Here is a 21,657-nt window from a genome sequence, read left to right as displayed (position 1 = left end):
GCCGCGGACCGGGGTGGAGGAGCGGCGCCGGAGAGTCTGGCGGGCGTCAACATGAGAGTTTTGTGACACAATGGCCGAATTCGCGCCGGTTCAGGGTCGGCGCCCTGCTCCGAGGAGCGACATGAACGAGGCGGATGAGCGGACCTGCTACGTCCACGAGACCTCCGACGGCGCCGTCTGGGGCTGCCGTCGTTGTGGCGCGACCAGCGGCACGCTGCCTTCGCGAGGCGCGGCGCGGGTCGCCGCCGACGCCCACCGTTGCCCGGATGAGCCGGCCCGCGTGGTCCGGGAGTACGGGAGCAGCCGACGTCGGGGCCTGCGTCTGCGCCGGCGATAGTCGTCCCGCATCCGCTGCCGCATCGGGCCTTCTACTGTGGAGGTCATGACAGCACCCACGCGTTCCTCTGATCAGCAGCTCGCCGTCGACCTCGCCGCGGATGCCGGTCGCCTGTTGGTGGAGCTCCGGTCGTCGGGGCCCACCAAGCGCGAACTGGGAGACCTCGGGGACCGCCGCGCCAACGCCCTGCTCCTCGAGCGTCTCGCCGTCGAACGGCCCGATGACTCGGTGTTGTCGGAGGAGTCGAGTGACGACCTGGCCCGCGTCGACGCCGACCGTGTGTGGATCATCGATCCCGTCGACGGCACGCGGGAGTACGGGCTCGGCGACCGTCCGGACTGGGCCGTCCATGTGGCGCTGTGGGAGCGGTCCGGGGACCCCGCACGAGCGCGGCTGACCGCCGCCGCCGTCTCGCTCCCGGCGCTCGGGGTGGTGATGGGGGTCGACGACGACGAGGTCTACGCGCCGCCCGTGGGCAACGGCGGGGTGGACGGGGGTGGCCTCCTCCCGCCACGCTCGGGCTCGCGGCCGAGAATCGTGCTCTCGGCCTCCCGCCCGCCGGCGTTCGCGGAGGCGGTCGCGGAGTCCGTGGGCGGGGATCTGGTGCCCCTCGGCTCGGCCGGCGCCAAGGTCGCGGCCGTGGTGCGCGGGGAGGCCGACGCCTACATCCACGCGGGCGGCCAGTACCAGTGGGACTCGGCCGCTCCGGCGGGCGTGGCTCTGGCGAGGGGGTTCGTCGCGGTGCGGGTGGACGGCTCCCCGCTGGAGTACAACGTCGCCGAGACCTACCTGCCGGACCTGGTGGTGTGCCGCTCGGACCTGGCCGGGGCGATCCTGGAGGCCATCGCGTCGGCGTGAGGGGTCACTTGCTGGTGATCAGGGCCCCCGCGATGGCCGCCATGAACACGTCCTTGGCCAGGCTCATGCCCTCCTGGGACGGGCGGACGCCGTCGGCCTCGGTCATCGAGGGGTTGCGGAAGTACATCGACAGCAGACCTGCCGAGAAGGTTCCGAGTGCGGCGCCGGCGAGGCGCGGCGACACGAACGGCGTGAGCAGAGCCGCGCCGATACCGATCTCGGAGTAGGAGACGAACTTCCCGAACGTGTCCGGTTCCATCGTGGTCACCTGCGGTACCCCGGTGGCGGCGAAGCCCTGCAGTCCCTGGGCGGCCTCGGTGGGCAGGTCGCGCTTGGACAGGCCCGAGTTGAGGACGAACGCGCCGGTGACTCCGCGGAGGATGGCGTTGGACAGGCTCATGGAATGCTCCTGAGAGGTCGGGGTCGCGTGTGCTGCGACACAGGTGAAGTCACGCTTTGGTGATGTGGCACCGACGAGGGTAACGCACATGACCGGCACGTCACCCCCGGTGGAGATCGACCCCAGAGGATGCGCGCGGGGGTCACCGGTGGAACAGTTACCTGCATGAGCGCGAACAGCACCCGAGACATCACCGACAAGCCCGACCCGGAGGCCGACCCCGATTCGGGCAAACCCGAGTCGCCCACCTCGCTGAAGGCGGGCACCTGGAAGATCGGTCTCACGCGCGCCGCCGCGGAGTTCTCCAAGGACAAGTGCACGGACCTGGCCGCCGCGCTGACCTACTTCGCGGTGCTCTCGATCTTCCCCGCACTGTTGGCGGTGGTGTCGCTGCTCGGTGTGTTCGGTCAGGGGCAGGAGACCGTCAACGCCGTGATGGAGCTGTTCGAGGGCGCCGCGCCGGAGGAGACGCTCGCCGCGCTCCGCGGGCCGATCGAGTCTCTGGTCAACACCCCTGCCGCTGGCCTCGCCCTCGTCACCGGCCTGCTGGGCGCGCTCTGGACGGCGTCCGGGTACGTGGGTGCCTTCGGGCGGGCCATGAACCGCATCTACGAGGTCGAGGAGGGTCGGCCCTTCTGGAAGCTCAAGCCCGCCATGCTGCTGTTGACCGCCGTGCTCCTCCTCCTGGTCTGCCTGGCCGGACTCATGCTCGTCGTCAGCGGACCGATCGCCGCCTGGGTGGGTGACCTCGTGGGCCTCGGCGACACCGCGGTGGCCGTATGGGGCATCGCTAAGTGGCCGGCGCTGATCCTCGTCGTCGTCGTGATCCTCGCCTCGCTCTACGGGTTCGCGCCCAACGTCAAGCAGCCGAAGTTCCGGTGGGTCTCCCTCGGTGCGATCGTGGCGCTGCTGGTCTGGGCCGTCGCCACCGCGGGGTTCGTGTTCTACGTGTCCAACTTCTCCAGCTACAACGCCACGTACGGGTCGCTGGCCGGCGTCATCATCTTCCTGCTCTGGCTCTGGATCACCAACAACGCGCTGCTGTTCGGGGCCGAGGTCGACGCCGAGGTCGAACGGGCCCGCGAGCTGCAGGCCGGAATGCACGCCGAGGAGACCATCCAGCTGCCGCCGCGCGACACCGCAGCCAGCGACAAGGCCGAGGAGAAGCGACAGAAGACCATCGACGAGTCCGCTGATATCCGTCGCGAGGCCCAGGCCGAGCAGGCGCGCGAGTCCCACTGAACCCGTCACCGAGCCCCGTCACTTAGCCTCCTCACTGAGCCCGGTGCCGCGCGGCGGGAGGCGCGCCGCACTGTCGAGCGGCCACAATCGGTGTATGAACTTCTCCGGCGGCACCGCGCCGACCGCCCGACGCCGTCTCCGCACCGTTCGCCTGGTGCTCGAACGCTCGGTGGGTGAGTTCTTCCGCGACCGGGGCCCCGACCAGGCGGGGGCGCTCACCTTCTACGGTGTCCTCTCGCTCTTCCCCGCACTCCTGGTGGTGGTCTCGCTGCTCGGGGTGTTCGGTCAGGGGGCCAGGACGGTCGACGCCCTCATGGGCATGCTGTCCGACATCGCCCCGGAGGAGATACTGGATCCGATCCGGGACCCGGTCGAGGCGGTCGTCACCACGCAGGCCGCCGGGACGGCGCTCGTGGTGGGTGCGGTGATCGCGCTGTGGACCGCGTCCCGCTACGTCCGCGCGCTGGGCCGGGCGATGAACCTGGTGTTCGGGATCGAGGAGGGGCGCCCGCCGTGGCGGCTGCTGCCCGTCGGTCTGCTGCTCACGGCGTTGCTCGTCGTCCTCGTCGCAGTCGGCGGACTGGCGCTGGTGTTCACCGGGCCCATCGCCGAGACCGTGGGCGGGTGGATCGGGTTGGGTGAGACGGCTCTGGCCGTGTGGGGTCTGGCCAAGTGGCCCGCGGCCCTCGTCTCCGCGGTTCTCGCGCTGGCGATCCTCTATCGATTCGCGCCCAACGTGGCCGGACGGAAGTTCCACTGGGTGTCCCTCGGGGCGGCCGCTGCGTTGCTCATCATGGGAGTCGCCACCGCCGGGTTCGGCTTCTTCGTCTCCCATTTCGGCAACTTCAACCGCTCCTATGGTTCCCTCGCCGGGATCATCGTGTTCCTGGTCTGGCTGTGGCTGGTCAACATGGCGGTGCTCTACGGCGCACGTCTGGACACCGAGGTGCTGCGGATCCGCCAGCTCCGGTCCGGCATCCCGGCAGAGGAGAACGTGCGGGTCACCCCGCGGGACACCACCGCGAGCGACTTCTTCGCTCGCAGGCGGGCCAGGATGCTCGAGGAGTACCGCGGCCTCCGACGCGAGCCGGACCACCCGGATCTCGACACCCCCGCCGAGGAGGCCGAGCCGGATCCCGCGGGGACGGCCAAGCCGGAGCCCGTAGGGACGGTCGAGCCCGAGGAGCCCACTGAGGCGGCACGGCTGCGACGGTAGGGTTGGTGGCATGCGCCTCGTCGTCACCGGGGGAGCCGGGTTCATCGGCGCCAATTTCGTCCACACGGTCATCCGCGAGCACCCGGACGCCCACGTCACCGTGCTGGACGCCATGACCTACGCGGCCAACCGGGCGAGCCTGTCCGATCTCCCCGCGGACCGCGTCGACCTGGTGGAGGGCGACTGCGCGGTCCCCGGTGTCGTCGACGATCTGGTCTCGCAGCTCGCGGGACCGAATGACTCGGTGGTGCATTTCGCCGCCGAGAGCCACAACGACAACTCGCTCGCCGGCCCGGGGCCCTTCGTCCACTCCAACATCGTGGGCACCTACCAGGTGCTCGAGGCGTGCCGCCTCCACGACGTGCGTCTGCACCACGTCTCGACCGACGAGGTCTACGGCGATTTGCAACTGGACGATCCGGCCAAGTTCACCCCGGCCACCGCCTACAACCCGTCGAGCCCGTACTCGGCCACCAAGGCCGGTGCGGACATGCTGGTGCGTGCATGGGTACGGAGTTTCGGCGTGCGCGCCACGATCAGCAACTGCTCCAACAACTACGGCCCGTACCAGCACGTGGAGAAGTTCATCCCGCGGCAGATCACCAACCTGCTGACCGGGCAGCGCCCCCGCCTCTACGGAAGTGGGGCCAACGTCAGGGACTGGATCCACGTGGACGACCACAACTCGGCCGTCCTGCGGATCCTTGCCGGTGGCGAGCGGGGCCGCACCTACCTCATCGGGGCCGACGGCGAACACTCCAACCTGCAGGTCATGCAGATGATCTGCGAGCTCATGGGCGCCGCCGGCATGGACGGCGATCCCGGTTTCGACCACGTCACCGATCGCCCCGGCCACGACCTGCGCTACGCGATCGACGCCACCGCCACCCGCGAGGAGCTCGGGTGGGAGCCGCAGCACACCGACCTCCGGGACGGGCTGCGCCGAACGATCGAGTGGTACCGGGAGAACCGCGACTGGTGGGAGCCGGTCAAGGAGCGCGTCGAGGCCAGATACGCGCAGACGGAGAAGGTGCTGTGAAGGGCATCGTCCTGGCCGGCGGCAGCGGCACCCGTCTGCGCCCGCTCACGGTGGCCACCAGCAAGCAGCTCATGCCCGTCTACGACAAGCCGATGATCTACTACCCGCTGTCCACGCTCATGTTGGCGGGCATCCACGACATCCTGCTCATCACCACGCCCGAGGACGCGCCGCAGTTCCGGCGGCTTCTGGGCGACGGCAGCCAGTTCGGCATCACCCTGAGCTACGTGGAACAGGCCGCCCCCGAGGGGCTGGCGCAGGCGTTCGTCCTGGGAGCGGACCACATCGGCGACGAGGCGGTGGCGCTGATCCTGGGCGACAACATCTTCTACGGCCCCGGGATGGGGAACCAGCTCCGTCGGTTCGCCGACCTCGACGGCGGGGCCGTGTTCGCCTACCGCGTGTCCAATCCGGGCGACTACGGGGTGATCGATTTCGACTCGGACGGTCGCGCGATCAGTCTCGAGGAGAAGCCTCAGAACCCGTCCTCCGACTTCGTCGTCCCGGGCCTCTACTTCTACAGTGCCGACGTGGTGGAGGTGGCGCGGAGCCTGGAGAAGTCGCCGCGCGGCGAGTACGAGATCACGGATGTCAACCGCCACTACCTGGAGGAGGGCCGGCTGCAGGTCGAGGTCCTCCCGCGGGGTACGGCGTGGCTGGACACCGGCACCCACGACTCGCTGCTCGACGCGGGCAACTACGTCCGGACCATCGAGGACCGGCAGGGCTTGAAGATCGGCTGCCCGGAGGAGGTGGCGTGGCGGATGGGGTATCTCGACGACGACGAGCTCACCGCCCGGGCCCACGATCTCGCGAAGTCGGGCTACGGCGCCTACCTCCTCGACGTGCTCCGCCGCGAGAAGGGGCGGCACCAGTGAGCGCGGGTCATCCGGACGAGCAGCCTGCACAGCCGCTCCCCCCGATGCACTCTCGCGTGAGCAACGGTGCACGCACGAGTGCATCGGTAGGAGCGGATGCAGTGGGTTCCGGGGACTCCTATCGCCCCACCGGGCTGCCGCGCATGCTCGTGACGGGTGGTCGCGGCCAGCTTGGTCGGGAACTGTCCCGTGTGGCCGATGCTCCAGGACGCGCTGAGCTCGACCTCACCGCGCCCGACTCGATCGCTGCGACGCTGGACCGGTACGCGCCGGAGGTGGTCATCAACGCGGCTGCGTACACAGATGTCGACGGCGCCGAGGCCGATGAGGCGGTTGCGCGGGCGGTCAACACCGACGGCGTACGCGACCTGGCAGTAGCCTGCCGCGATCGCGGGATCCGCCTCATCCACATCAGTACCGACTACGTCTTCTCCGGCGCCATTCCGGAGGGTTCGGATCCGGCGACCGCACGCGGACTCGAGCCGACGGACGCCACCGAGCCGGTGACGGTCTACGGTCGCACCAAGCTCGCGGGGGAGCGGGCCGCGCTCGAGGTGTACCCGGAGATGACCGTCGTGCGCACGGCGTGGTTGTACACCGGCCCGTGGCGGGTGCTCGACGAGATTCCCGGCAGTGACTTCGTGGCCACCATGATCCGGTTGGAATCACAGCGCGACACGATCGACGTGGTCGACGATCAATGGGGCTCACCCACCTCCGTCGGGTCCCTGGCCGGGCAGCTTCTGGAGCTTCTCGCGGCCGAGAAAGGGGGGCGGGTTGACCGCCGCGGTCAGATTCACCACGCCATCGGAGGCGGGCGCGCCACCTGGTGCGAGCTCGCCCGCACGGTATTCCGGCAACTCGGCGCCGATCCGGAGCGCGTGCGCCCCTGTTCGAGCGAACAGTTCCCCCGTCCGGCGCCGCGGCCCAGATTCTCCGTGCTCGCCGACCGTACCTGGCGGGAACTGGGATTGAGTCCGACGGGAGACTGGCGCCGTGATCTCGTCCCCGGCATGAGCTATCTCGTCTCGACCCGCGATTCGCCGAGGAGCACGCAGAGGCCCGTGTCGTCGTCGGAGCCACTCGATCCCGGATCGGAGGGTGACGCACCGCAGTGATCCGACGTCTCCGCCGCGAGGCGCTCGCCGCCGGAGCCATGGGCATCACCGCCGCTCTCGCGCTGACCGCATGGGGTGTGTTCCTGCTCCACCCGCGTGCGGACGAGCCGGTCGCCGCCGATGCGGTGGTCATGCTCGCCGGCGCGAATGACGGCAGGCACGCCTATGCGCGTGAGCTGGTGGAGGCCGGGTTCGCCGACACGCTGGTGGTCTCCAACCCGGGAGGCAACTCGGAACGCATCGCCCGGCGGCTGTGTACGGGTGCGGGCCGCCCGGCCGGTGCGGAGGTGGCCTGCTTCGCTCCCGAGCCACGAACCACGTGGGGTGAGGCGCAGGCGGTCGCCGCCATCGCCCGCGCCCGTGGATGGGAGCGGATCCTCGTCGTCACCAATCGGCCCCACACCCTGCGGGCCGGTCAGTGGATGCGTGCGGCGACCGGGGTAGAGGTGCGGATGACGCCGATCGAGCGCATCGACTGGCCGATGCTCCCGGTGCACCTGGTCTGGGAGATCGCGGGGTTCGCCAAGGGGTGGCTCAACGGCCACTGGTAGTGACTACTGACAGCGGCAGCTCAGGCGGGTCGCGCCCTCATGGCGGAGGGCGCGGCGATGGGCGCGCGGGTTGTGAGCATCGGCGCCCCCAGGCCCTCGTGCGCCCTGGTGATGCGGCCGAAGACGGCGGAGCGGTCCATGGGGCGGTGGGGGAGGTCGAGGGCTCGACGGACGTCGGACGGCACGAGGCTCGCGGCGGCGTGGACCACCGTGACACACGACCGGTGGGCGGTCACGGACGTCCGCTCCAGGCCCCTGCACTCGCGCGCCGTCTCGCGCAGCCGTGTCGCGACGCTCCGGCCGGCGGTGGTCGCACGGGCGCGATCACGGGACGAACGTAGCAGTTGCTCGAGTTCGCGGACCGTCGTGGGGGAGACCCGGCAGCCGTGCAGGTGCGCGACGCCGGCCGTCTGACAGACGTACCGGTCGGACTCGTCCGGGGTGAGCGGTCGCGCGGCGAAGCGTTGGTAGGCCGCGAGAAGGGCCCACGTGGTGGCGGCGTGCGCCCACTCCACGAGCTCGGGGTCCGAACCGTAGTAGTACTGACCGTGCTCGGTGGTGCCGGAGAACGCGCGGTCGCGGTGGGAGTTCTCGATCGTCACCATCGCGTCGTCGACCGTGCCGAACGTGGTGATTTCGATGAGGTCGTGCAGGTACGCGTCCACCGACCAGGGGTCGTCGACCGCCCCCGCGGCGGCGAATGTGGACGCGTAGGCCGGGTTCGCCGCCAGCATGAGCAGGCCGGTGGTCACCCCGATCGGGGTCGCCGCATCGCCGTGGACACGCCAGATGGGGTCGCCCTCGCCGAACCAGCGGGGCCCCGGGATGTCCAGGATCGAGCACACAGGGGTATCCGCCGCACCGCGTGGGGCAAGTGGTGTCATAAGCACGCCCTGGGGTAGTTGCGCCGTGTGTGACGGCCGGTTGAGTCCTGACGACGACTGTAACTCCCGTCCCGCCTGTCGGACGGGATTCTCTGGGGGCGGCTGAGAAAATCCCGTGAACGTACGACTGCGACACGGCCTCTAGGCTGGGAGTGCACACCCGAGAGAGCGTTGAATCACACCAGGAGACACCACGTGAACCCTTCCCCCCTTCCCGCCCCCCGCACCGGCCCCGTCGTGCCCGACCGCTTCGCCGGGAGGACGGCCCTCGTCACCGGCGCGAGCCGGGGGATCGGCCTGGGGATCGCGCGGCGCCTGCTGTCCGAGGGGGCGTCCGTGGTGATCACCGCCCGCGGGCAGGAGGGGCTCGACGAGGCGGTCGCCGAGTTGGGTGCGCCGGAGCGGGTGCTCGCGGTGGCGGGCAAGTCCGACGACGAGGACCACCAGCGCGAGGTGGTTGCCCGGGCCGAGCAGACCTTCGGGCCCGTGGACCTGCTGGTCAACAACACCGGCATCAACCCGGTGTTCGGTCGGACGGTCGACGTGGACCTGGCGGCCGCCCGCAAGATCACCGAGGTCAATGCGCTGGGCACATTGGCGTGGACGCAGAAGGTCTATCACTCGGGTCTCGGCGAGCGGGGTGGGGCGGTGGTCAACGTGGCCTCGATCGCGGGCCTGGCGCCCTCTCCGGGGATCGGGTGGTACGGCGCCACGAAAGCGCTGGTGATGCGGTTGACGCAGGAGCTGGCGGTGGAGGTCGGCCCGGCCGTCCGGGTCAACGCCGTCGCCCCGGGCGTGGTCAAGACCCGCTTCGCTGAGGCGCTCTACACCGGCCGCGAGGAGCAGATGTCCGCCGCGTTGCCCGCGGGCCGGCTGGGGGTCCCCGACGACATCGCCGGCCCCGTGTCCTTCCTGCTCTCCGACGACGCCCACTGGATCACCGGGCAGACCATCGTCGTGGACGGCGGGGCGCACATCGTCGGCGCGGGACTGCAGGGCTGACATGGCCTCGATACAGGAGTTCTGCGCCTCGACGGGCCGCTCACTCGAGGCGAGCCCGCCGATGGCGGTCGCGGCGCAACCGTTGACCTGGGTGGACAACGAGCCGTGGCAGCGGATCGAGTCGCCGGAGCCGTCGGCCGTGATCTACGTGGACCCGGGTGCGCACCGCGACGGGTTCTCGCCCAACGCCGTGGCCACCTGTGCCCGCGTCGCCCCCGCCATGTCCACCGACGACGCTGTGACGATGATCGTGGCCACCGCGGAGGTGCTCACCGACTGGACCCTGCTGGAGGAGGTCGCGGGAGAGGGCGACGAGGACGCGGGCGCCGTGCGCAGCGTCTATCGCTTCATCCGCGGCACCTACACCGCCGAGCCCGGCGAGATGGCCACCTCGAGCCTGATCGTGGGATGGAGCGACGAGGAGGCGACCTACGTCTTCCAGTTCGTCGTCACCGGGTGGCGCGAGGACGCGGGTCTGCACGACTCGGCCATGGACTGCCTGATGATCGGCGAGTGGACGGCCGGGCAGATCGTCGGCGCCATGCGGGGTTGACGCCTCGGGCGGTCACGGCGTGCCCCGCTAGGGTGGGCGGGTCAGGAGTCGGGTGGACAGGAAGGCGGGACCGCCGGTGCGGCTACGCGAGTTGAGCGTGACGGGGGCGTGGGAGATCACCCCCCGCCGGATCTCCGATGACCGCGGGGTCTTCCACGAGGCGTTCACCGACGCGGCCTTCCGCCGTCTGACAGGGCACCGCTTCGACCTCGCGCAGGTCAACGTGTCGGTCTCGGGCGAAGGGGTCCTGCGCGGCCTCCACTACGCCGAGGTGCCGCCCGGCCAGGCCAAGTATGTGATGTGCCCGTCCGGAACGGTCTTCGACGTGGTGGTGGACGTGCGTGTGGGCTCGCCGACGTTCGGGGAGTGGTCCGGGGTCATCCTCGACTCAGGCGATCAGCGTGCGGTGTACATCCCCGAGGGCGTGGCGCACGGATTCCTCTCCCTCGAGCCGCAGTCCACCGTGATGTACCTGTGCTCGGAGGGGTGGCGACCGGGCGCCGAGCACGGCGTGGACGCCTTCGACCCCCACCTCGCCATCGACTGGCCCTCCGTGGCTCTCGACGGCACCCCGATCGCGCACGTGATGAGCGATAAGGACCGCGACGCGCCGAGCCTGCTCGACGCCGCGGCCGCCGGGCGCCTGCCGCGGTGGGAGGACTGCGAGGCACACGTGGAGCGTCTGCGGGAGGCCACCGCGCGAGTGGACGCGGAGTGGCGCCCGAGCGCCGACTGACATACCCTAAGGGGTATCAGTGTCGGCTGTCGCCACCCACCGAGGAGAACGCCATGTGTTACCCCGTCACCTGTTCCGTCTGCGGCAAGACTACCTGGGACGGCTGTGGACTCCATGTCGACGACGTCAAGGCCGCCGTCCCCGCCGAGCAGTGGTGCGGGGGTGAGCATCCGGCCCCGGCCGGGTGACCCCGGATCGAGGGACGGTCCACCCGCGGGGGCGGCGGTAACCGGTCCCGGGTCGCGGACTCCTCCGGCGGGGTAGAACCAGGGGACACGTACTCCCGTCCCTCCCGGAGGCCCCCAGTGAGCACCCCCTACGTCCTCGTCGAGCGCAGCGGCCCGATCGCCCGCGTGACCCTCGACCGGCCCGAGCGCCGCAACCCTCTCTCGATGCAGATGATGCGCGAGGCCACCGCCGCCATCCGCGGCCTCGGTGACGATGCGTCCTGCGGGGTGGTCGTGGTGACGGGGTCAGGCCCGGCGCTGTCCGCCGGCCACGAGATCGGCGAGATGATCGACCGCACCCTCGACGAGGAACGGGAGGTCTTCGACACCTGCGTCGACCTCATGGAATCAGTCCAGGCCATCCGCCAGCCCGTGATCGCGGAAGTCCAAGGACACGCCATCGCCGCCGGTTGTCAGCTCGTCGCGACCTGCGACCTCGCGGTGGCCGTCGACACCGCACGGTTCGGTACGCCCGGCGTGCGGATCGGACTGTTCTGCTCGACCCCCATGGTCGCGGTCTCGAGGACCATCGGCCGCAAACGGGCGCTGCAGATGCTGCTCACCGGCGAGACCATCGACGCCGCCACCGCGGTCGACTGGGGCCTGGTCAACGAGGCGGTCCCGGCCGACCGGCTGCGGGGCCGTGTGGACGAGCTCGCGACCCGGATCGCCGACGCGAGCCCGCTGACGCTGGAGATCGGGAAGCAGGCCTTCTACCGTCAGATCGACCTGCCGCAGGACGAGGCGTACCGCGATATGGCCGAGACGATGGCCACCAACGCGATGACGTGCGACGCCCAGGAGGGCATGACCGCGTTCCTGGACAAGCGCACCCCGCAGTGGCGTGGTGAATGAGTCGGGGTCCACGCGGACCGCGGCTGTGACGGCGCCCTACTAGGATCTGCCGCATGGCGATCCGGGTGATGACGGTCTGTACCGGCAACATGTGTCGGTCACCGCTGGCCGAGCGGCTACTCGCCGCGCGCGCCGCCGGAGCGGGTCTCGACGTGGCGGTGGAGTCCGCGGGGACCAGGGCGGTCAACGGAGTGGAGATCCACCCCGAGACCCGCCGGGTGCTCGAGGCGTACGGCGGCAGCGCGGAGGGTTTCGGCGCCCGGCTCCTGTCGCCGCGACTGCTCGGAGGCCACGATCTGGTCCTCACCGCCTCGCGCGCCCACCGCGACGCCGTCCAGGAGATGGCGCCGCTGCTGTGGAAGAGGACCTACACGCTGCTGGAGGCGGCCCATCTGGCCGACTCGGATCGGGCACTGACGCTCCCGGGCCTGGCGCGGGCCCGCCTCGGCGTGGACACCGACGACCCGGTGTGGGACATCGAGGACCCGATCGGCCGCGAACCGGAGGTCTTCGACCGGACGGGGACGCAGATCAGCGACGCGGTCGACTCCGTCGTCGATCTCCTGGGCCGCCGGGCGTGATGCCCGGCTAGGGGTCCAGGGGTTTACGCCCGTCGAGATCCCGAAGGAAATCAGGGTCGTCGTCCGGGGCGATAACGCGGGGCGGGGCCGGCCGTGAACCGGGCCCGAAGGCCCGCCACAGCAGAATCGCCACGGTCACCACTCCGATGAGTGCGAACAGCCAGATCACTCGAACCTCCTTTCCACCACGATACGTATCCTGGAGGTCATGAGCGAGCGAGACGAGTCAGCAATCCCGGCACAGGCGCCCGCCGGAACCAGTCCCGGCGCCCGCCTGGCCCGAAACATGATGTTCTACACGGTGTTGAGACTGCTGATGGTCGTCGCACTGACCCTCATCGTTATCGGGATCGGCCGTCTCGCGGGCGTCGACGTGCCGGTCCTCGTCGCAGCGATCATCTCGGTGGTCATCGCGCTCCCGCTGTCGATGGTCCTGTTCACGCGCCTGCGTGCGGAGATCAACTCCGACATCACGGCGGTGGACGCCAACCGGCGTGTCAAGCGGGACGACCTGCGCCGTCGGATGGACGAGGCCTGAGTCCTCCCGGGTCGGACCCGAGTCGATCGGGCCGGCGGCCGTTCAGCTGACCGGAGCGGGCAGGGAGGGGAGCCACTCCGAGCCGAATGACCCGTTCGGGTCATGGGATCCCATCCACCCGAACGGCGGCCACCCGGACGCCTGAGGCGGCGGGGGAACGGCCCCGTTGGTTCCCGCCGCGTCGGTTCCCGCCTCGGTCGGCACCGCGGTCTGCGCCGTTTCGGCGGATCCGGTGGTGGGTTGGCCGACCTGGTCCGCGGCCGCCGTCTCGCCAGCGTTGGGGGTGGTGGTCTCGGCGTCCCCGGGACCGGTGGGCGGGCTGGTGGGCGGCGTGGTCGGCGGGGTGGTCGGCGGTGTCGTCCCCTCGGGTGGGGTCGTCGGCCCATCCGTTGTGGTCTCCTCGGTGGGCTCGCCCGGACCGCTCTCGGTCGGCTCGTCCCGGTCCGTCGTGGGGTCGTCGTCGTTGTCGAGCCACGGATCCTGCGCACCGGCGTCCGTCCGCGGCTGCGCGGGGGTCCACTGGGTGGTCGTGGTGCCCGTCTCGGGCTGGCGGGGCGGTGCGTAGGTGCCCGTCTCGTCGTCGGTGACGTACAGCGCCCCCGGTGCGGGTTGCACGCCGATGTAGTACCGGCTCAGGCAGTGGTCCGTGACGCTCTGGCTGCCATCGGTGAACACCGTCATCCCCGGTGTGCCGCCGTCGGCCTCGGTGGCGCACCGGGCGATGAAGCGGCCGGGCGGGGTGTCACGCTCGCTCGATTCGGCCGCGGAGGTGAGGTCGGTGGCAGAGGCGGACCGCGGGGCCTCGGAGAGGACCTGCGGTTCCGGCTGAGCGCACGACGCCGCGACCAGCGCGATCGTGCCGGCGGACAGGAGCACCCGAGTTCGCATAACGATAGTGTCTCAGTTCTGTCAAAGGATGGCTACCGGTCGGTGCTGTGCGTCATGTCATCAACGGTCAGATTCCCGCCGCCCGTGTCCGTACCGCCCCGGTCGCGGCCAGGCAGGCGGCGAGAACCGCGGCCGCCACTCCGCCGACCCCCACAATGACCAGATCGCTCGTCGGGGTCGACATGTTACCGGTGTTCGCGGGCCCCGTCATCGCGACTGCGCCCAATCGGCCGAACGCCGCACCGAGAAGCACCCCGAGAGTCGAGGCGCTCGCCGCCACCAGTGCCGTCTCCAGGACGAGCATCCGCCAGACGCCGGCCCGGGTGACGCCCACGCCCCGGAGGAGGCCGATCTCGCGCGTCCGTTCCCGGATCGACAGCGTGAGCGTGTTGACCACTCCCACCAGGGCCAGTGCCACCGCGACCGCGAGCAGCAGTGCACTGGACGTCAGGACGGTCCGGACGGATCCCGCGACCTGGTCCCGCGAGGCGAAGGTCTCGGTGACCGCCAGCGAGGGGTCGGCCTCCACGACCGCCGACCGTACCCCGTCGAGCGCCGCCTCGAGTCGCTCGCCTTCCAGCCCGTCCTCCATCCGGAGCCACTGCTCCGTGCGGGGGACGAATTCCCTGGGAACCTCCAGCCCCTCCGGCCAGGGCGCCCCGTCCGGCAACCGCGCCGCGGGCCAGTCGGGCACGCTTCCCGGGGCGGCGAGGGCCCACTGGTCGGTGGTGCGGCGGACCACCAGGTCCCGCGCGTCGTCGTCAGTGAAGAACCGGAACCGGACGGTGTCCCCGTCACGTGCGCCGGCGGCCACGGGAGAGGACTCGGGCAGGACGATCTCGCCCGGTCCGGGCAGGGTGATCTCCCGGCGCATCACCTGCGCCACCCGGGCCGGGTCGGCCACGCGCAGGACCGTCCGCCTGCCGTCGTCGTCGCGGGCGTACATGTCGACGACGACGAGGGACTCCGCCACACCGTCCATACCCGCCAGTTGCTCGGGCAGCGCTCCGGGCAGGATCCCGTCGGGTGCGGTGACGGCGACGTCCAACGGGACGCGGTCGACCAGCCGCGACTCGATGGCGGGCCCCAGCACGGCGATCCCGGTGACCATGGTCGAGGTGAGCGTCACACCGACCAGCACGGCGGCCGAGGTGGCTGCCGTGCGGCGTGGACTGCGCGCGGTGTTGCGGGCGCCCAGGAGGCCGACGGGGCCGAGGACCGGTCCGACGACCGTGCCCAGTGCCCCGAGCAGGGTGGGCAGGGTCCCGGTCGTCACCGCCACTACGCCGAGGAACGTGAGCACCCCCCACGCCCCGGCCTCGACCACCGACCGCGAGTCCACCGCGGATCCCATCGCCGTCCAGCCCGTGGCGGCGACGGCGGACCCCGCCAGGACCATCGCGAGGCGACGCCACCACGGGTCGGGGCGGACGTCGGTCGGTCGGAGGGCCTCGAGCGGGCTGCCCGCGGTGGCCCGCCACAAGGCCGGCAGGGCGGTGAGCAGGGTGACCCCCAGGCCGACCGCGGCGGCGAGGGCATACGCGCCCGGTGGCACGGTGACCTCCTGGAGCGGGATCGTCACCCCCAGCCTCGGAGCCAGCCCCGTGGCCGCCGAGACCCCCGCCCGGCCCAGGGCCAGTCCGAGACCGGTGGCGAGCGAGGCCACCACGAGCGCCTCGGCGGCCCCGGACAGGCGCAGCTGCAGCCGCGAGGCGCCCAGGCAGCGCAGCAGCGCGGTCTCGCGGACGCGGGCCGCGAACACCACGGCGAAGGTCGTGGCGATCACCAGTGAGGCCACCGCCACGGCCAGGACGGTGAAGGCGAGCAGGGCCCGGGTGTAGACGTCGCGGCCCCCCACGAACGACTCGGCGAGCGCCTCGGCCTCCGCCGCCCCGGTGGAGACCTCCACGGCCGAGGCTCCCGGGATGTCGGAGAGGCGTTCGGCAATCCGCGTCGCGAGAACGGCGTCGGGCACCGAGCCGTCCCCGGCCACGCGTACGTCCCCGCCGGCGCCCGCCGCGGACCACTGCTGGACCTGGTCGTCGACGGTGTACAGCGGGAACGCCGCCTCGAGATCAGGCTGGCCCGACAGATCGAACAACCCCACCACCGTGACGGGGGAGGGATCGGAGCGGCCGGACGGTTGGACCTCGAATGACGCTCCCAGCGGGATGCCGGAGTCCGCGCGCACGGCCACCTCACCTGGCCCGTCGGGCAGTCTGCCGGAGTCCAGTGTCTGCCACCGCAGGTCGTCGTCGGAGGCCAGCGCCGTCGCCGTCGTCATCTGTTGGGCCCGCCCCTCCACACGGACCCGGACGTACGATCGTGTGTCGACCGTGACCGCCCGGACACCGGGAATGGAGGCGATGGCCTCCAGGCCGAGCCGTTGCGCCTCCGCGGCCTCGGCGCGCCCGGCGTCGGAACCGGCGGAGGTGCGGTCGCCGAGGTTCTGCACGAGCACCGAGGTGCCCGCGTAGCGCAGGCCGAAGGTGGCGTCAGCGCTGGCCGAGATCGTACGCAGGATGCCCACCGAGGCCAGGACGAACCCCACCGCCACGGCGATGGCAAGGACCGTGCCCAGGTAGCGGACCGCGTTCGCGCGGAGCTGGCCCAGAACCAGCCGGGGGTTCACGCCGTGGGCGCGCGCCGGCCGGCGAGCGTGCGCATGGCGGCGTCGATGGTGTCCTGGGTGGGGGAGCCCACCTCGTCGGCGATCCGCCCGTCGGCCAGGATCAACGCCGTGTCCGTGTGGGCGGCGGCGTGGGTGTCGTGGGTGACCATGACCACTGTCTGGCCGCTCTCCCGCGCGCACGCACCAAGCAGACCGAGCACCGCCTCCCCGGATTCGGAGTCGAGGTTGCCGGTGGGCTCGTCGGCGAAGACCACGTCGGGTCGGGGCAGCAATGCGCGGGCGATCGCCACCCGCTGCTGCTGGCCGCCCGAGAGTTCGTGCGGGCGCCGACGAAGCAGGTCGCCGATCCCGAGCTCGACCACCAGGGCGTCGAACCGGGCACGGTCCGGGCGGCGCAGCGTCATCCGTACGGGCAGGACGATGTTCTCGCGCACCGAGAGGGAAGGGACGAGGTTGAAGGACTGGAACACGAACCCGACCCTGGTCCGTCGCAGGCGGGTCCGCCCGGCGTCGCCGAGGCGGGTGATGTCGGTCGACCCGATCGACACCGTGCCCCGATCCGGGGTGTCGAGGCCGGCCAGGCAATGCATGAGCGTGGACTTGCCGCTACCGGAGGGGCCCATGATCGCGGTCCACCGACCCTTGTCCACCGTCACGTCCACGTCGTCGAGGGCCCTGACCTGCACTCGGCCGCGCGTGTAGGTCTTGCGCAGGCCGCGCGCCCGGATCGCGATCTCGGGGGGTGGGGTCACGGGGGTCCTTCCGTCGGGCACGGTGTCAGCCTGTTCGGGCGTGGCGTTCGCCGCCGAGTGTATTGACCGGGTGACACCCCGACACCCAGTGCCCGACACGCCGACACCCAGTGCCCGACACGCTGGCACCCAGTGCCCGGCACCCCGACACCCGGCGCACGGGTGTGGTCAGTGTGACTGATGTGACGTATGGTGCACAGGTGACTGGGCTGTCCCGGTCGTGCCCCGCCCCCCGGACGACAAGGTGAATCCATGTTCCAGCGCCGCCCCCACAGCCCCGCCCCCCGCACTCGTTCCCTCGCTCTCGGAGGCGCGCTGGCCGCGCTCGCCGTCGTCGGGGGTGGGACCGTCGTCGCCGTGTCCGCGCCGACCGACGTCGCCGCCGGCGACATCATGCTGGCGCAGAACGCGACCGGCCAGGATGCAGGGGTCCAGGACCCCGCGGCCGAGGACGCGACGGCCCAGGAGATGGAGCTTGGGGTCCCGGTCAACCTCGACCTCGAACCCGTGGTGGCCCGTGCCGCCGGGGGCACGATCCCGGCCGGCACCTCCATCCAGGTCACCGGATTGCCCGACGGCCTGACCCAGGACGGCTGGGTCATCTCCGGGACGCCCACCCGGGCGGGGGACTACGAGGTGCTGGTCACCGTCTCCAACGGACCGGTGTCCGAGTCCGAGAAGCTCACCGTCACCGTGGTCGATCCGGCAGCCGCCGTCGTCGGTGACGAGGGGGCCACGACTTCTCCCGATGCGACAGCCGGCCCCGCCGCCACCGCTGACCCCACCGCGACCGCTGACCCCACCGCGACCGCTGACCCCACCGCGACCGCCGACTCCGCGCCGACCACCGCTCCCGACACCACAACCACCAGCGCGCAGCCGGCCCCGACCCTCTCCGCCGTGCCCGGTGTCCCGGCGGCCGACGGCGTGGAGGCCGACGGTTCCGAACTCGACACCACCGACGACGAGACGGGCACCGCGCCCGACCTGTGCGCCGCCCTCGGTGACGGGGAGGTGGACGGGGCCTCGGTGAGCGCTCTCCTGCCGGCCCTCACCGGAGGCGGGGACGCCGAGACCTCCGGGCTGCTCCTGGTTCTGGTGAACGCCGTGGTGAACATGCTCCCGTCGATCCTCGGGGACAGCGGCTCGACCCAGGACCTGGGGTCGGCCGGGCAGATCCTGTGCACCCTCTCGCCGTCGCTGCTGGGCGGAGAGTCCTCGGGCGAGGCCGATGCCGAAGCCACCGGGGGGGCGGCGCTCGGCAGTGCCCCGGCTGCGCTGCTCGGGATGTTCACGACCGGTGCGGGGAGCCTCGGCGACTGAGCGCTGACGCTTCGCCGAAGTTCTACCGGACACCGGCCGTTCGGGATACAGTCCTCCTGTCGAGAACAGGCGCCATCCAACGGTGGTGGCGCGCGACTGCGTTCGTCGCATCCTGGCCCGTCTCCATCAGAGGAGTCCTATAGCCATGTCCGCCCGCAGGGTTGTCACCGCCTCCGCCGCCGCCCTGATGGCGGTTGCACTCTCCGTCCCGATCGTCAGTGCCCAGGCGGGGGGCGACGGGCCGGACGGCTCGGCGACGGGCAGCCTGGACCTCGGCAGCCTCGTCGGGGGCGGCGGCGACTCCGGAAGCCTCCCGGGCGGGAGCGGCGAGGGCTCCGGAAGCGGCAGTGTGGACGACGGCGGTGTGGACGACGGCAGTGTCGGCGAGGAGGGGAGCCTCGACACCGCCAGCGCGGAGGACTCCAGTGTGGGTGACCTCGTGCCGGAGTCCGAGGCGACGTGTGAATTGCCTGATCTCGGCGGCTCGGTCGCCAAGTTCTATCCGCTGTTCGGCATCTCGGGGGTCCCGACAGCCGTCCTCGACTTCGTCACCTCCGCACTGGGGAACTTCCCCAACCTGCTCGATGTGGTCGCGGGACCCGGTGGCGGCGCGACTCTGGTGGGTCAGACCGGATCGTTGACCGAGCCGTTGTGCACGGCCGTCTTCGGCGGCGAGATGGTTCTACCGCCGGTCACCGTCATCGTCGACGGAGACGGGAACCCGGTCACCACGGTCACCGGGACCGTCGCTCCCGGCGGCACCGGGACCGGAAGCGCCGGAGGGGGCAGCCTCGGCGGCGGGTCGGACACGTCCACCTCGACCTCCCCCTCGAGCTCGACCCTGACCTCCGGCCCGGTCGGACAGGCCGCGGGTGACGTCCCGGCATCTCGGACCGGAGCGGTCGCCCTGCCGACCAGCGTCCCGACCCCCGGAGCCTGAGCGCCAGTTCTCCTCCACGCCAGAACCCCGAGCCCGCGGCCCGGTCCCTTTCAGGGGGCCGGGCCGCGGTCATGTCGTGGGCGGCGAGTTGGTTGTGCGGTGAGTCGGTGGCGGCGCGGCCATAAGTGCGGACCCATACGCGGGCATATGCCCTAGGGGGTGTGTGACTAGTGTGACTCAAGAGAAAAGTGTGGCAGTTGGTTCAGAAGTAGACAGTTAATGTGCGCGGGGTTAGAGTGACTCTTGTAATGGTCTGCGCTCCCATATCCGGGGAGTGAGCGATCCGAACCCCTCCGGAAGGAACCAGCCGATGCGTGCTCGCCTCGCCCGCCCCCGTCGTATCGTCCGGGGTCGCCTCGTCGCCCCCGTCGCAGCCGCGGCCGCGGTCGCCCTCGTGGGCGGCGTCGTCGTCGCCACCCCCGACGCCCCGACTGTCCGCGGTGACGTCCAGACCGTCGCCGTCTCCGCCCCGGCGTTCAACGCCGGCGCCTCCTACTCGTTCGATCTCCAGGGCCTCGTCGGCGCCGGGGAGTGGAGCGGCATCGTCATCACCGAGGTCACCGGCCTGCCCGAGGGGCTGACCTACGCGGACGGCGTCATCTCCGGAACCGCCGCGGCCGCGGGCGTCTACACCGTGACGGTCGTGGGCACCCTCGGCGGCCAGGCTGTCAGCATCCCCGTGACCCTCACCGTCAACAACCCCGACGGCACCGCTCCGATCGGGGCCGAGGCCGGGCCCGCCGCCGCCGTCGAGGGCAGCCTCGGAGGCGAGGCCCAGGCCGGTGGGCAGATCACCACGGGTTCCGCGGGCACGGACGCCATCCTCGGCGCGGTCGTGAGTATCGTGACCTCGCTCGGAGGGGAGTCCGCCGGTGAGATGGTCACCGGATCGCTCGGCACCGGTGGGACGACCCCCGACGCCCCGGGTCAGACCCCTGCCGCGCCGCTCGGCAGCGACGCCAACGGGCAGCTCGACCTGGGGAGCCTGGCCGGCGGCACCCCGGGTGACGACACCACGCCCGACGCCGGGTCGCCGCTCGGGTCGGCGGGTAACGCGGGCGGGCAGGCCGGCGGTGAGGTGACCGGCGGGATCGATACCGAGAGCCTGGGGCCGCTGGGCTCACTCCTCGACACCGGCGGTCAGACCGGGTCGACCACCGAAGGCGAGACCACCACCGGAGGCGACCTCACCGTGGGCGGCGGGCTGAACACCGTCGGGCAGGTCGAGGTGCCGGGCTCCTCCTCGCCCGTCGACTCCGGATCCCTCGGGGCACTGGCCCCCGGCCTCGCGTTCACGGGAATCGCCCTGCTGGGCCTCGCCGGACTCGGCCTGGCACTGGGTGGCGGGTCCTCCGCCCCGGGCACCTCCTCGCTGCTCCCGGCGCTTCCGGGCACCTCCACAGGGGGCTCGAGCAACGGTGGCGGATCGGCCGGATCGACCGTCCCCACCGTCGCGGCCGGTGCACCCAGCACCGTCCAGGCCCCGGGCCCGACGGTCGCGAATGGCCGCGGCTGAGACCGACGAACTCCCGGCGGCCGCGCAGGCCGCCGGTGACCACGTCCACCCCGAGTCCCTCTCACATGATGAGAAGGCCTCGGGGTGACGTGCATTCGTGGGTTACGGTGGCCTGGATCGCACCCGGATCCGACCCCCGAAAGGCACGCATGCACCTCTCCCGTCCCGTCATCGCCTCCGCCGCCGCCCTGGCCGCCATGGCGGCGGTCGGGGTGGCGTCGGGGCAGGTGGAGTCCCCTGACGCCGCGCCCGTCGTGATCGAGGCCACGGAGGTGGCGCCGGCCGCGTTGCCGTCGCTGAGCTTCCCGGTGGGCGTCTACATGGAGAACCGCGTCAGCGACCAGGTGACTCTCCCGCCCGGTGCGACACTGCAGTTCCAGGGCCTGCCGCCAGGGCTGACCTACAACCCGCGGACCACCGCCATCCAGGGCGTGCCGACCACCCCGGGTGTGTACCGGCCCGTGGCGACCGCCTTCATCGGTGGTATCCCCGTGCGGACCGAGACGACCACCGTCACCATCACCGGTCGCGCCGGCGGGGGAGCGCCGGGTCCGGCTCCGGCGCCCGCCCCCGCCCCGGCCCCCGCGGCGC

24 protein-coding genes and 1 pseudogene are annotated in these 21,657 nt (G+C 71.5%); 19 read left to right on the top strand and 6 right to left on the bottom strand.

Features of this window, described 5'->3' with window-relative positions:
- The first annotated feature begins 121 nt into the window (after nucleotides 1–121).
- Complete coding sequence (locus H483_RS39275; protein ID WP_152428035.1) at nucleotides 122–337, top strand: hypothetical protein; 216 nt, start codon at nucleotides 122–124, stop codon at nucleotides 335–337.
- Between the two features lie 45 nt (nucleotides 338–382).
- Nucleotides 383–1,195, top strand: a complete 813-nt coding sequence (locus H483_RS34490) for a 3'(2'),5'-bisphosphate nucleotidase CysQ (protein ID WP_017837936.1) — start codon at nucleotides 383–385, stop codon at nucleotides 1,193–1,195.
- A 4-nt stretch (nucleotides 1,196–1,199) separates the two neighbouring features.
- On the opposite strand, the gene H483_RS34485 is transcribed toward H483_RS34490, so the two are convergent.
- A complete protein-coding gene (locus tag H483_RS34485) occupies nucleotides 1,200–1,595 on the bottom strand; it encodes a hypothetical protein (protein ID WP_017837935.1) in 396 nt (131 codons plus the stop codon).
- A gap of 165 nt (nucleotides 1,596–1,760) precedes the next feature.
- Between H483_RS34485 and H483_RS34480 the strand changes: the two genes are divergently transcribed.
- The 6 genes from H483_RS34480 (at nucleotide 1,761) to H483_RS34460 (ending at nucleotide 7,639) form a co-directional block, all read left to right on the top strand.
- Nucleotides 1,761–2,837, top strand: coding sequence for a YihY/virulence factor BrkB family protein (locus tag H483_RS34480; RefSeq protein ID WP_017837934.1), 1,077 nt, complete (start codon nucleotides 1,761–1,763; stop codon nucleotides 2,835–2,837).
- Between the two features lie 94 nt (nucleotides 2,838–2,931).
- Nucleotides 2,932–4,053, top strand: coding sequence for a YihY/virulence factor BrkB family protein (locus H483_RS0119965; RefSeq protein WP_017837933.1), 1,122 nt, complete (start codon nucleotides 2,932–2,934; stop codon nucleotides 4,051–4,053).
- Between the two features lie 10 nt (nucleotides 4,054–4,063).
- Nucleotides 4,064–5,092, top strand: a complete 1,029-nt coding sequence (rfbB, locus tag H483_RS34475; RefSeq protein ID WP_017837932.1) for a dTDP-glucose 4,6-dehydratase — start codon at nucleotides 4,064–4,066, stop codon at nucleotides 5,090–5,092.
- A complete protein-coding gene (rfbA, locus tag H483_RS34470) occupies nucleotides 5,089–5,970 on the top strand; it encodes a glucose-1-phosphate thymidylyltransferase RfbA (RefSeq protein ID WP_017837931.1) in 882 nt (293 codons plus the stop codon). Before rfbB ends, rfbA begins: the two co-directional genes overlap by 4 nt.
- 101 nt (nucleotides 5,971–6,071) lie before the next feature.
- Nucleotides 6,072–7,088, top strand: a complete 1,017-nt coding sequence (gene rfbD, locus H483_RS34465; RefSeq protein WP_017837930.1) for a dTDP-4-dehydrorhamnose reductase — start codon at nucleotides 6,072–6,074, stop codon at nucleotides 7,086–7,088.
- Nucleotides 7,085–7,639 carry a YdcF family protein gene (locus H483_RS34460; protein WP_017837929.1) on the top strand — a complete coding sequence of 185 codons (555 nt, stop codon included), beginning with the start codon at nucleotides 7,085–7,087 and terminating at the stop codon, nucleotides 7,637–7,639. Before rfbD ends, H483_RS34460 begins: the two co-directional genes overlap by 4 nt.
- A 20-nt stretch (nucleotides 7,640–7,659) precedes the next feature.
- Here the strand turns inward: H483_RS34460 and H483_RS34455 are convergent, their stop codons facing one another.
- Entirely contained in the window at nucleotides 7,660–8,523 is an 864-nt protein-coding gene (locus H483_RS34455) for an oxygenase MpaB family protein (RefSeq protein ID WP_031265107.1), read from the bottom strand.
- Between the two features lie 195 nt (nucleotides 8,524–8,718).
- On the opposite strand from H483_RS34455, the gene H483_RS34450 reads away from it, so the two are divergent.
- The 6 genes from H483_RS34450 (at nucleotide 8,719) to H483_RS34430 (ending at nucleotide 12,477) form a co-directional block, all read left to right on the top strand.
- Nucleotides 8,719–9,525: an SDR family oxidoreductase gene (locus H483_RS34450; RefSeq protein WP_017837927.1), complete on the top strand. Its 807-nt coding sequence runs from the start codon at nucleotides 8,719–8,721 to the stop codon at nucleotides 9,523–9,525.
- Nucleotide 9,526: 1 nt separating this feature from the next.
- The gene (locus H483_RS34445) at nucleotides 9,527–10,078 is read left to right on the top strand and encodes an LpqN/LpqT family lipoprotein (protein ID WP_017837926.1); all 552 of its coding nucleotides are present in this window, start codon (nucleotides 9,527–9,529) and stop codon (nucleotides 10,076–10,078) included.
- Nucleotides 10,079–10,154: 76 nt separating this feature from the next.
- Complete coding sequence (rfbC, locus tag H483_RS34440; protein ID WP_042330100.1) at nucleotides 10,155–10,814, top strand: dTDP-4-dehydrorhamnose 3,5-epimerase; 660 nt, start codon at nucleotides 10,155–10,157, stop codon at nucleotides 10,812–10,814.
- 53 nt (nucleotides 10,815–10,867) lie between these two features.
- Nucleotides 10,868–11,002: a hypothetical protein gene (locus H483_RS40405; protein ID WP_017837924.1), complete on the top strand. Its 135-nt coding sequence runs from the start codon at nucleotides 10,868–10,870 to the stop codon at nucleotides 11,000–11,002.
- Between the two features lie 117 nt (nucleotides 11,003–11,119).
- Nucleotides 11,120–11,896, top strand: coding sequence for an enoyl-CoA hydratase (locus tag H483_RS34435; protein WP_017837923.1), 777 nt, complete (start codon nucleotides 11,120–11,122; stop codon nucleotides 11,894–11,896).
- Between the two features lie 53 nt (nucleotides 11,897–11,949).
- Complete coding sequence (locus H483_RS34430) at nucleotides 11,950–12,477, top strand: protein-tyrosine-phosphatase (RefSeq protein WP_017837922.1); 528 nt, start codon at nucleotides 11,950–11,952, stop codon at nucleotides 12,475–12,477.
- Between the two features lie 7 nt (nucleotides 12,478–12,484).
- Here the strand turns inward: H483_RS34430 and H483_RS39720 are convergent, their stop codons facing one another.
- Entirely contained in the window at nucleotides 12,485–12,646 is a 162-nt protein-coding gene (locus tag H483_RS39720) for a hypothetical protein (protein WP_017837921.1), read from the bottom strand.
- A gap of 39 nt (nucleotides 12,647–12,685) precedes the next feature.
- On the opposite strand from H483_RS39720, the gene H483_RS34425 reads away from it, so the two are divergent.
- Complete coding sequence (locus tag H483_RS34425; RefSeq protein WP_017837920.1) at nucleotides 12,686–13,015, top strand: DUF4229 domain-containing protein; 330 nt, start codon at nucleotides 12,686–12,688, stop codon at nucleotides 13,013–13,015.
- Nucleotides 13,016–13,057: 42 nt separating this feature from the next.
- On the opposite strand, the gene H483_RS34420 is transcribed toward H483_RS34425, so the two are convergent.
- The 3 genes from H483_RS34420 to H483_RS34410 all read right to left on the bottom strand — a co-directional run bounded on the left by H483_RS34420 (nucleotide 13,058) and on the right by H483_RS34410 (nucleotide 17,287).
- A complete protein-coding gene (locus H483_RS34420) occupies nucleotides 13,058–13,903 on the bottom strand; it encodes a hypothetical protein (RefSeq protein WP_193746897.1) in 846 nt (281 codons plus the stop codon).
- Nucleotides 13,904–13,970: 67 nt separating this feature from the next.
- Nucleotides 13,971–16,535, bottom strand: coding sequence for an ABC transporter permease (locus tag H483_RS40480; protein ID WP_017837919.1), 2,565 nt, complete (start codon nucleotides 16,533–16,535; stop codon nucleotides 13,971–13,973).
- The gene (locus tag H483_RS34410) at nucleotides 16,532–17,287 is read right to left on the bottom strand and encodes an ABC transporter ATP-binding protein (protein ID WP_017837918.1); all 756 of its coding nucleotides are present in this window, start codon (nucleotides 17,285–17,287) and stop codon (nucleotides 16,532–16,534) included. The genes H483_RS40480 and H483_RS34410 overlap by 4 nt, the downstream gene beginning before the upstream one ends.
- Nucleotides 17,288–17,539: 252 nt before the next feature.
- Between H483_RS34410 and H483_RS34405 the strand changes: the two genes are divergently transcribed.
- The 4 genes and pseudogenes from H483_RS34405 to H483_RS39715 all read left to right on the top strand — a co-directional run.
- Nucleotides 17,540–18,610, top strand: coding sequence for a hypothetical protein (locus H483_RS34405; protein ID WP_017837917.1), 1,071 nt, complete (start codon nucleotides 17,540–17,542; stop codon nucleotides 18,608–18,610).
- A gap of 145 nt (nucleotides 18,611–18,755) precedes the next feature.
- Nucleotides 18,756–19,550: a hypothetical protein gene (locus H483_RS34400; RefSeq protein ID WP_017837916.1), complete on the top strand. Its 795-nt coding sequence runs from the start codon at nucleotides 18,756–18,758 to the stop codon at nucleotides 19,548–19,550.
- A gap of 310 nt (nucleotides 19,551–19,860) precedes the next feature.
- A complete protein-coding gene (locus tag H483_RS34395; RefSeq protein ID WP_017837915.1) occupies nucleotides 19,861–21,066 on the top strand; it encodes a hypothetical protein in 1,206 nt (401 codons plus the stop codon).
- Nucleotides 21,067–21,215: 149 nt separating this feature from the next.
- Nucleotides 21,216–21,657 (top strand): annotated as a pseudogene (locus tag H483_RS39715) (hypothetical protein); the annotation flags it as partial.

The organism is Dietzia sp. UCD-THP, from assembly GCF_000349585.1.
Classification (GTDB): Bacteria; Actinomycetota; Actinomycetes; order Mycobacteriales; family Mycobacteriaceae; genus Dietzia; species Dietzia natronolimnaea_A.
This window is presented reverse-complemented; position numbering and strand designations above follow the sequence as displayed.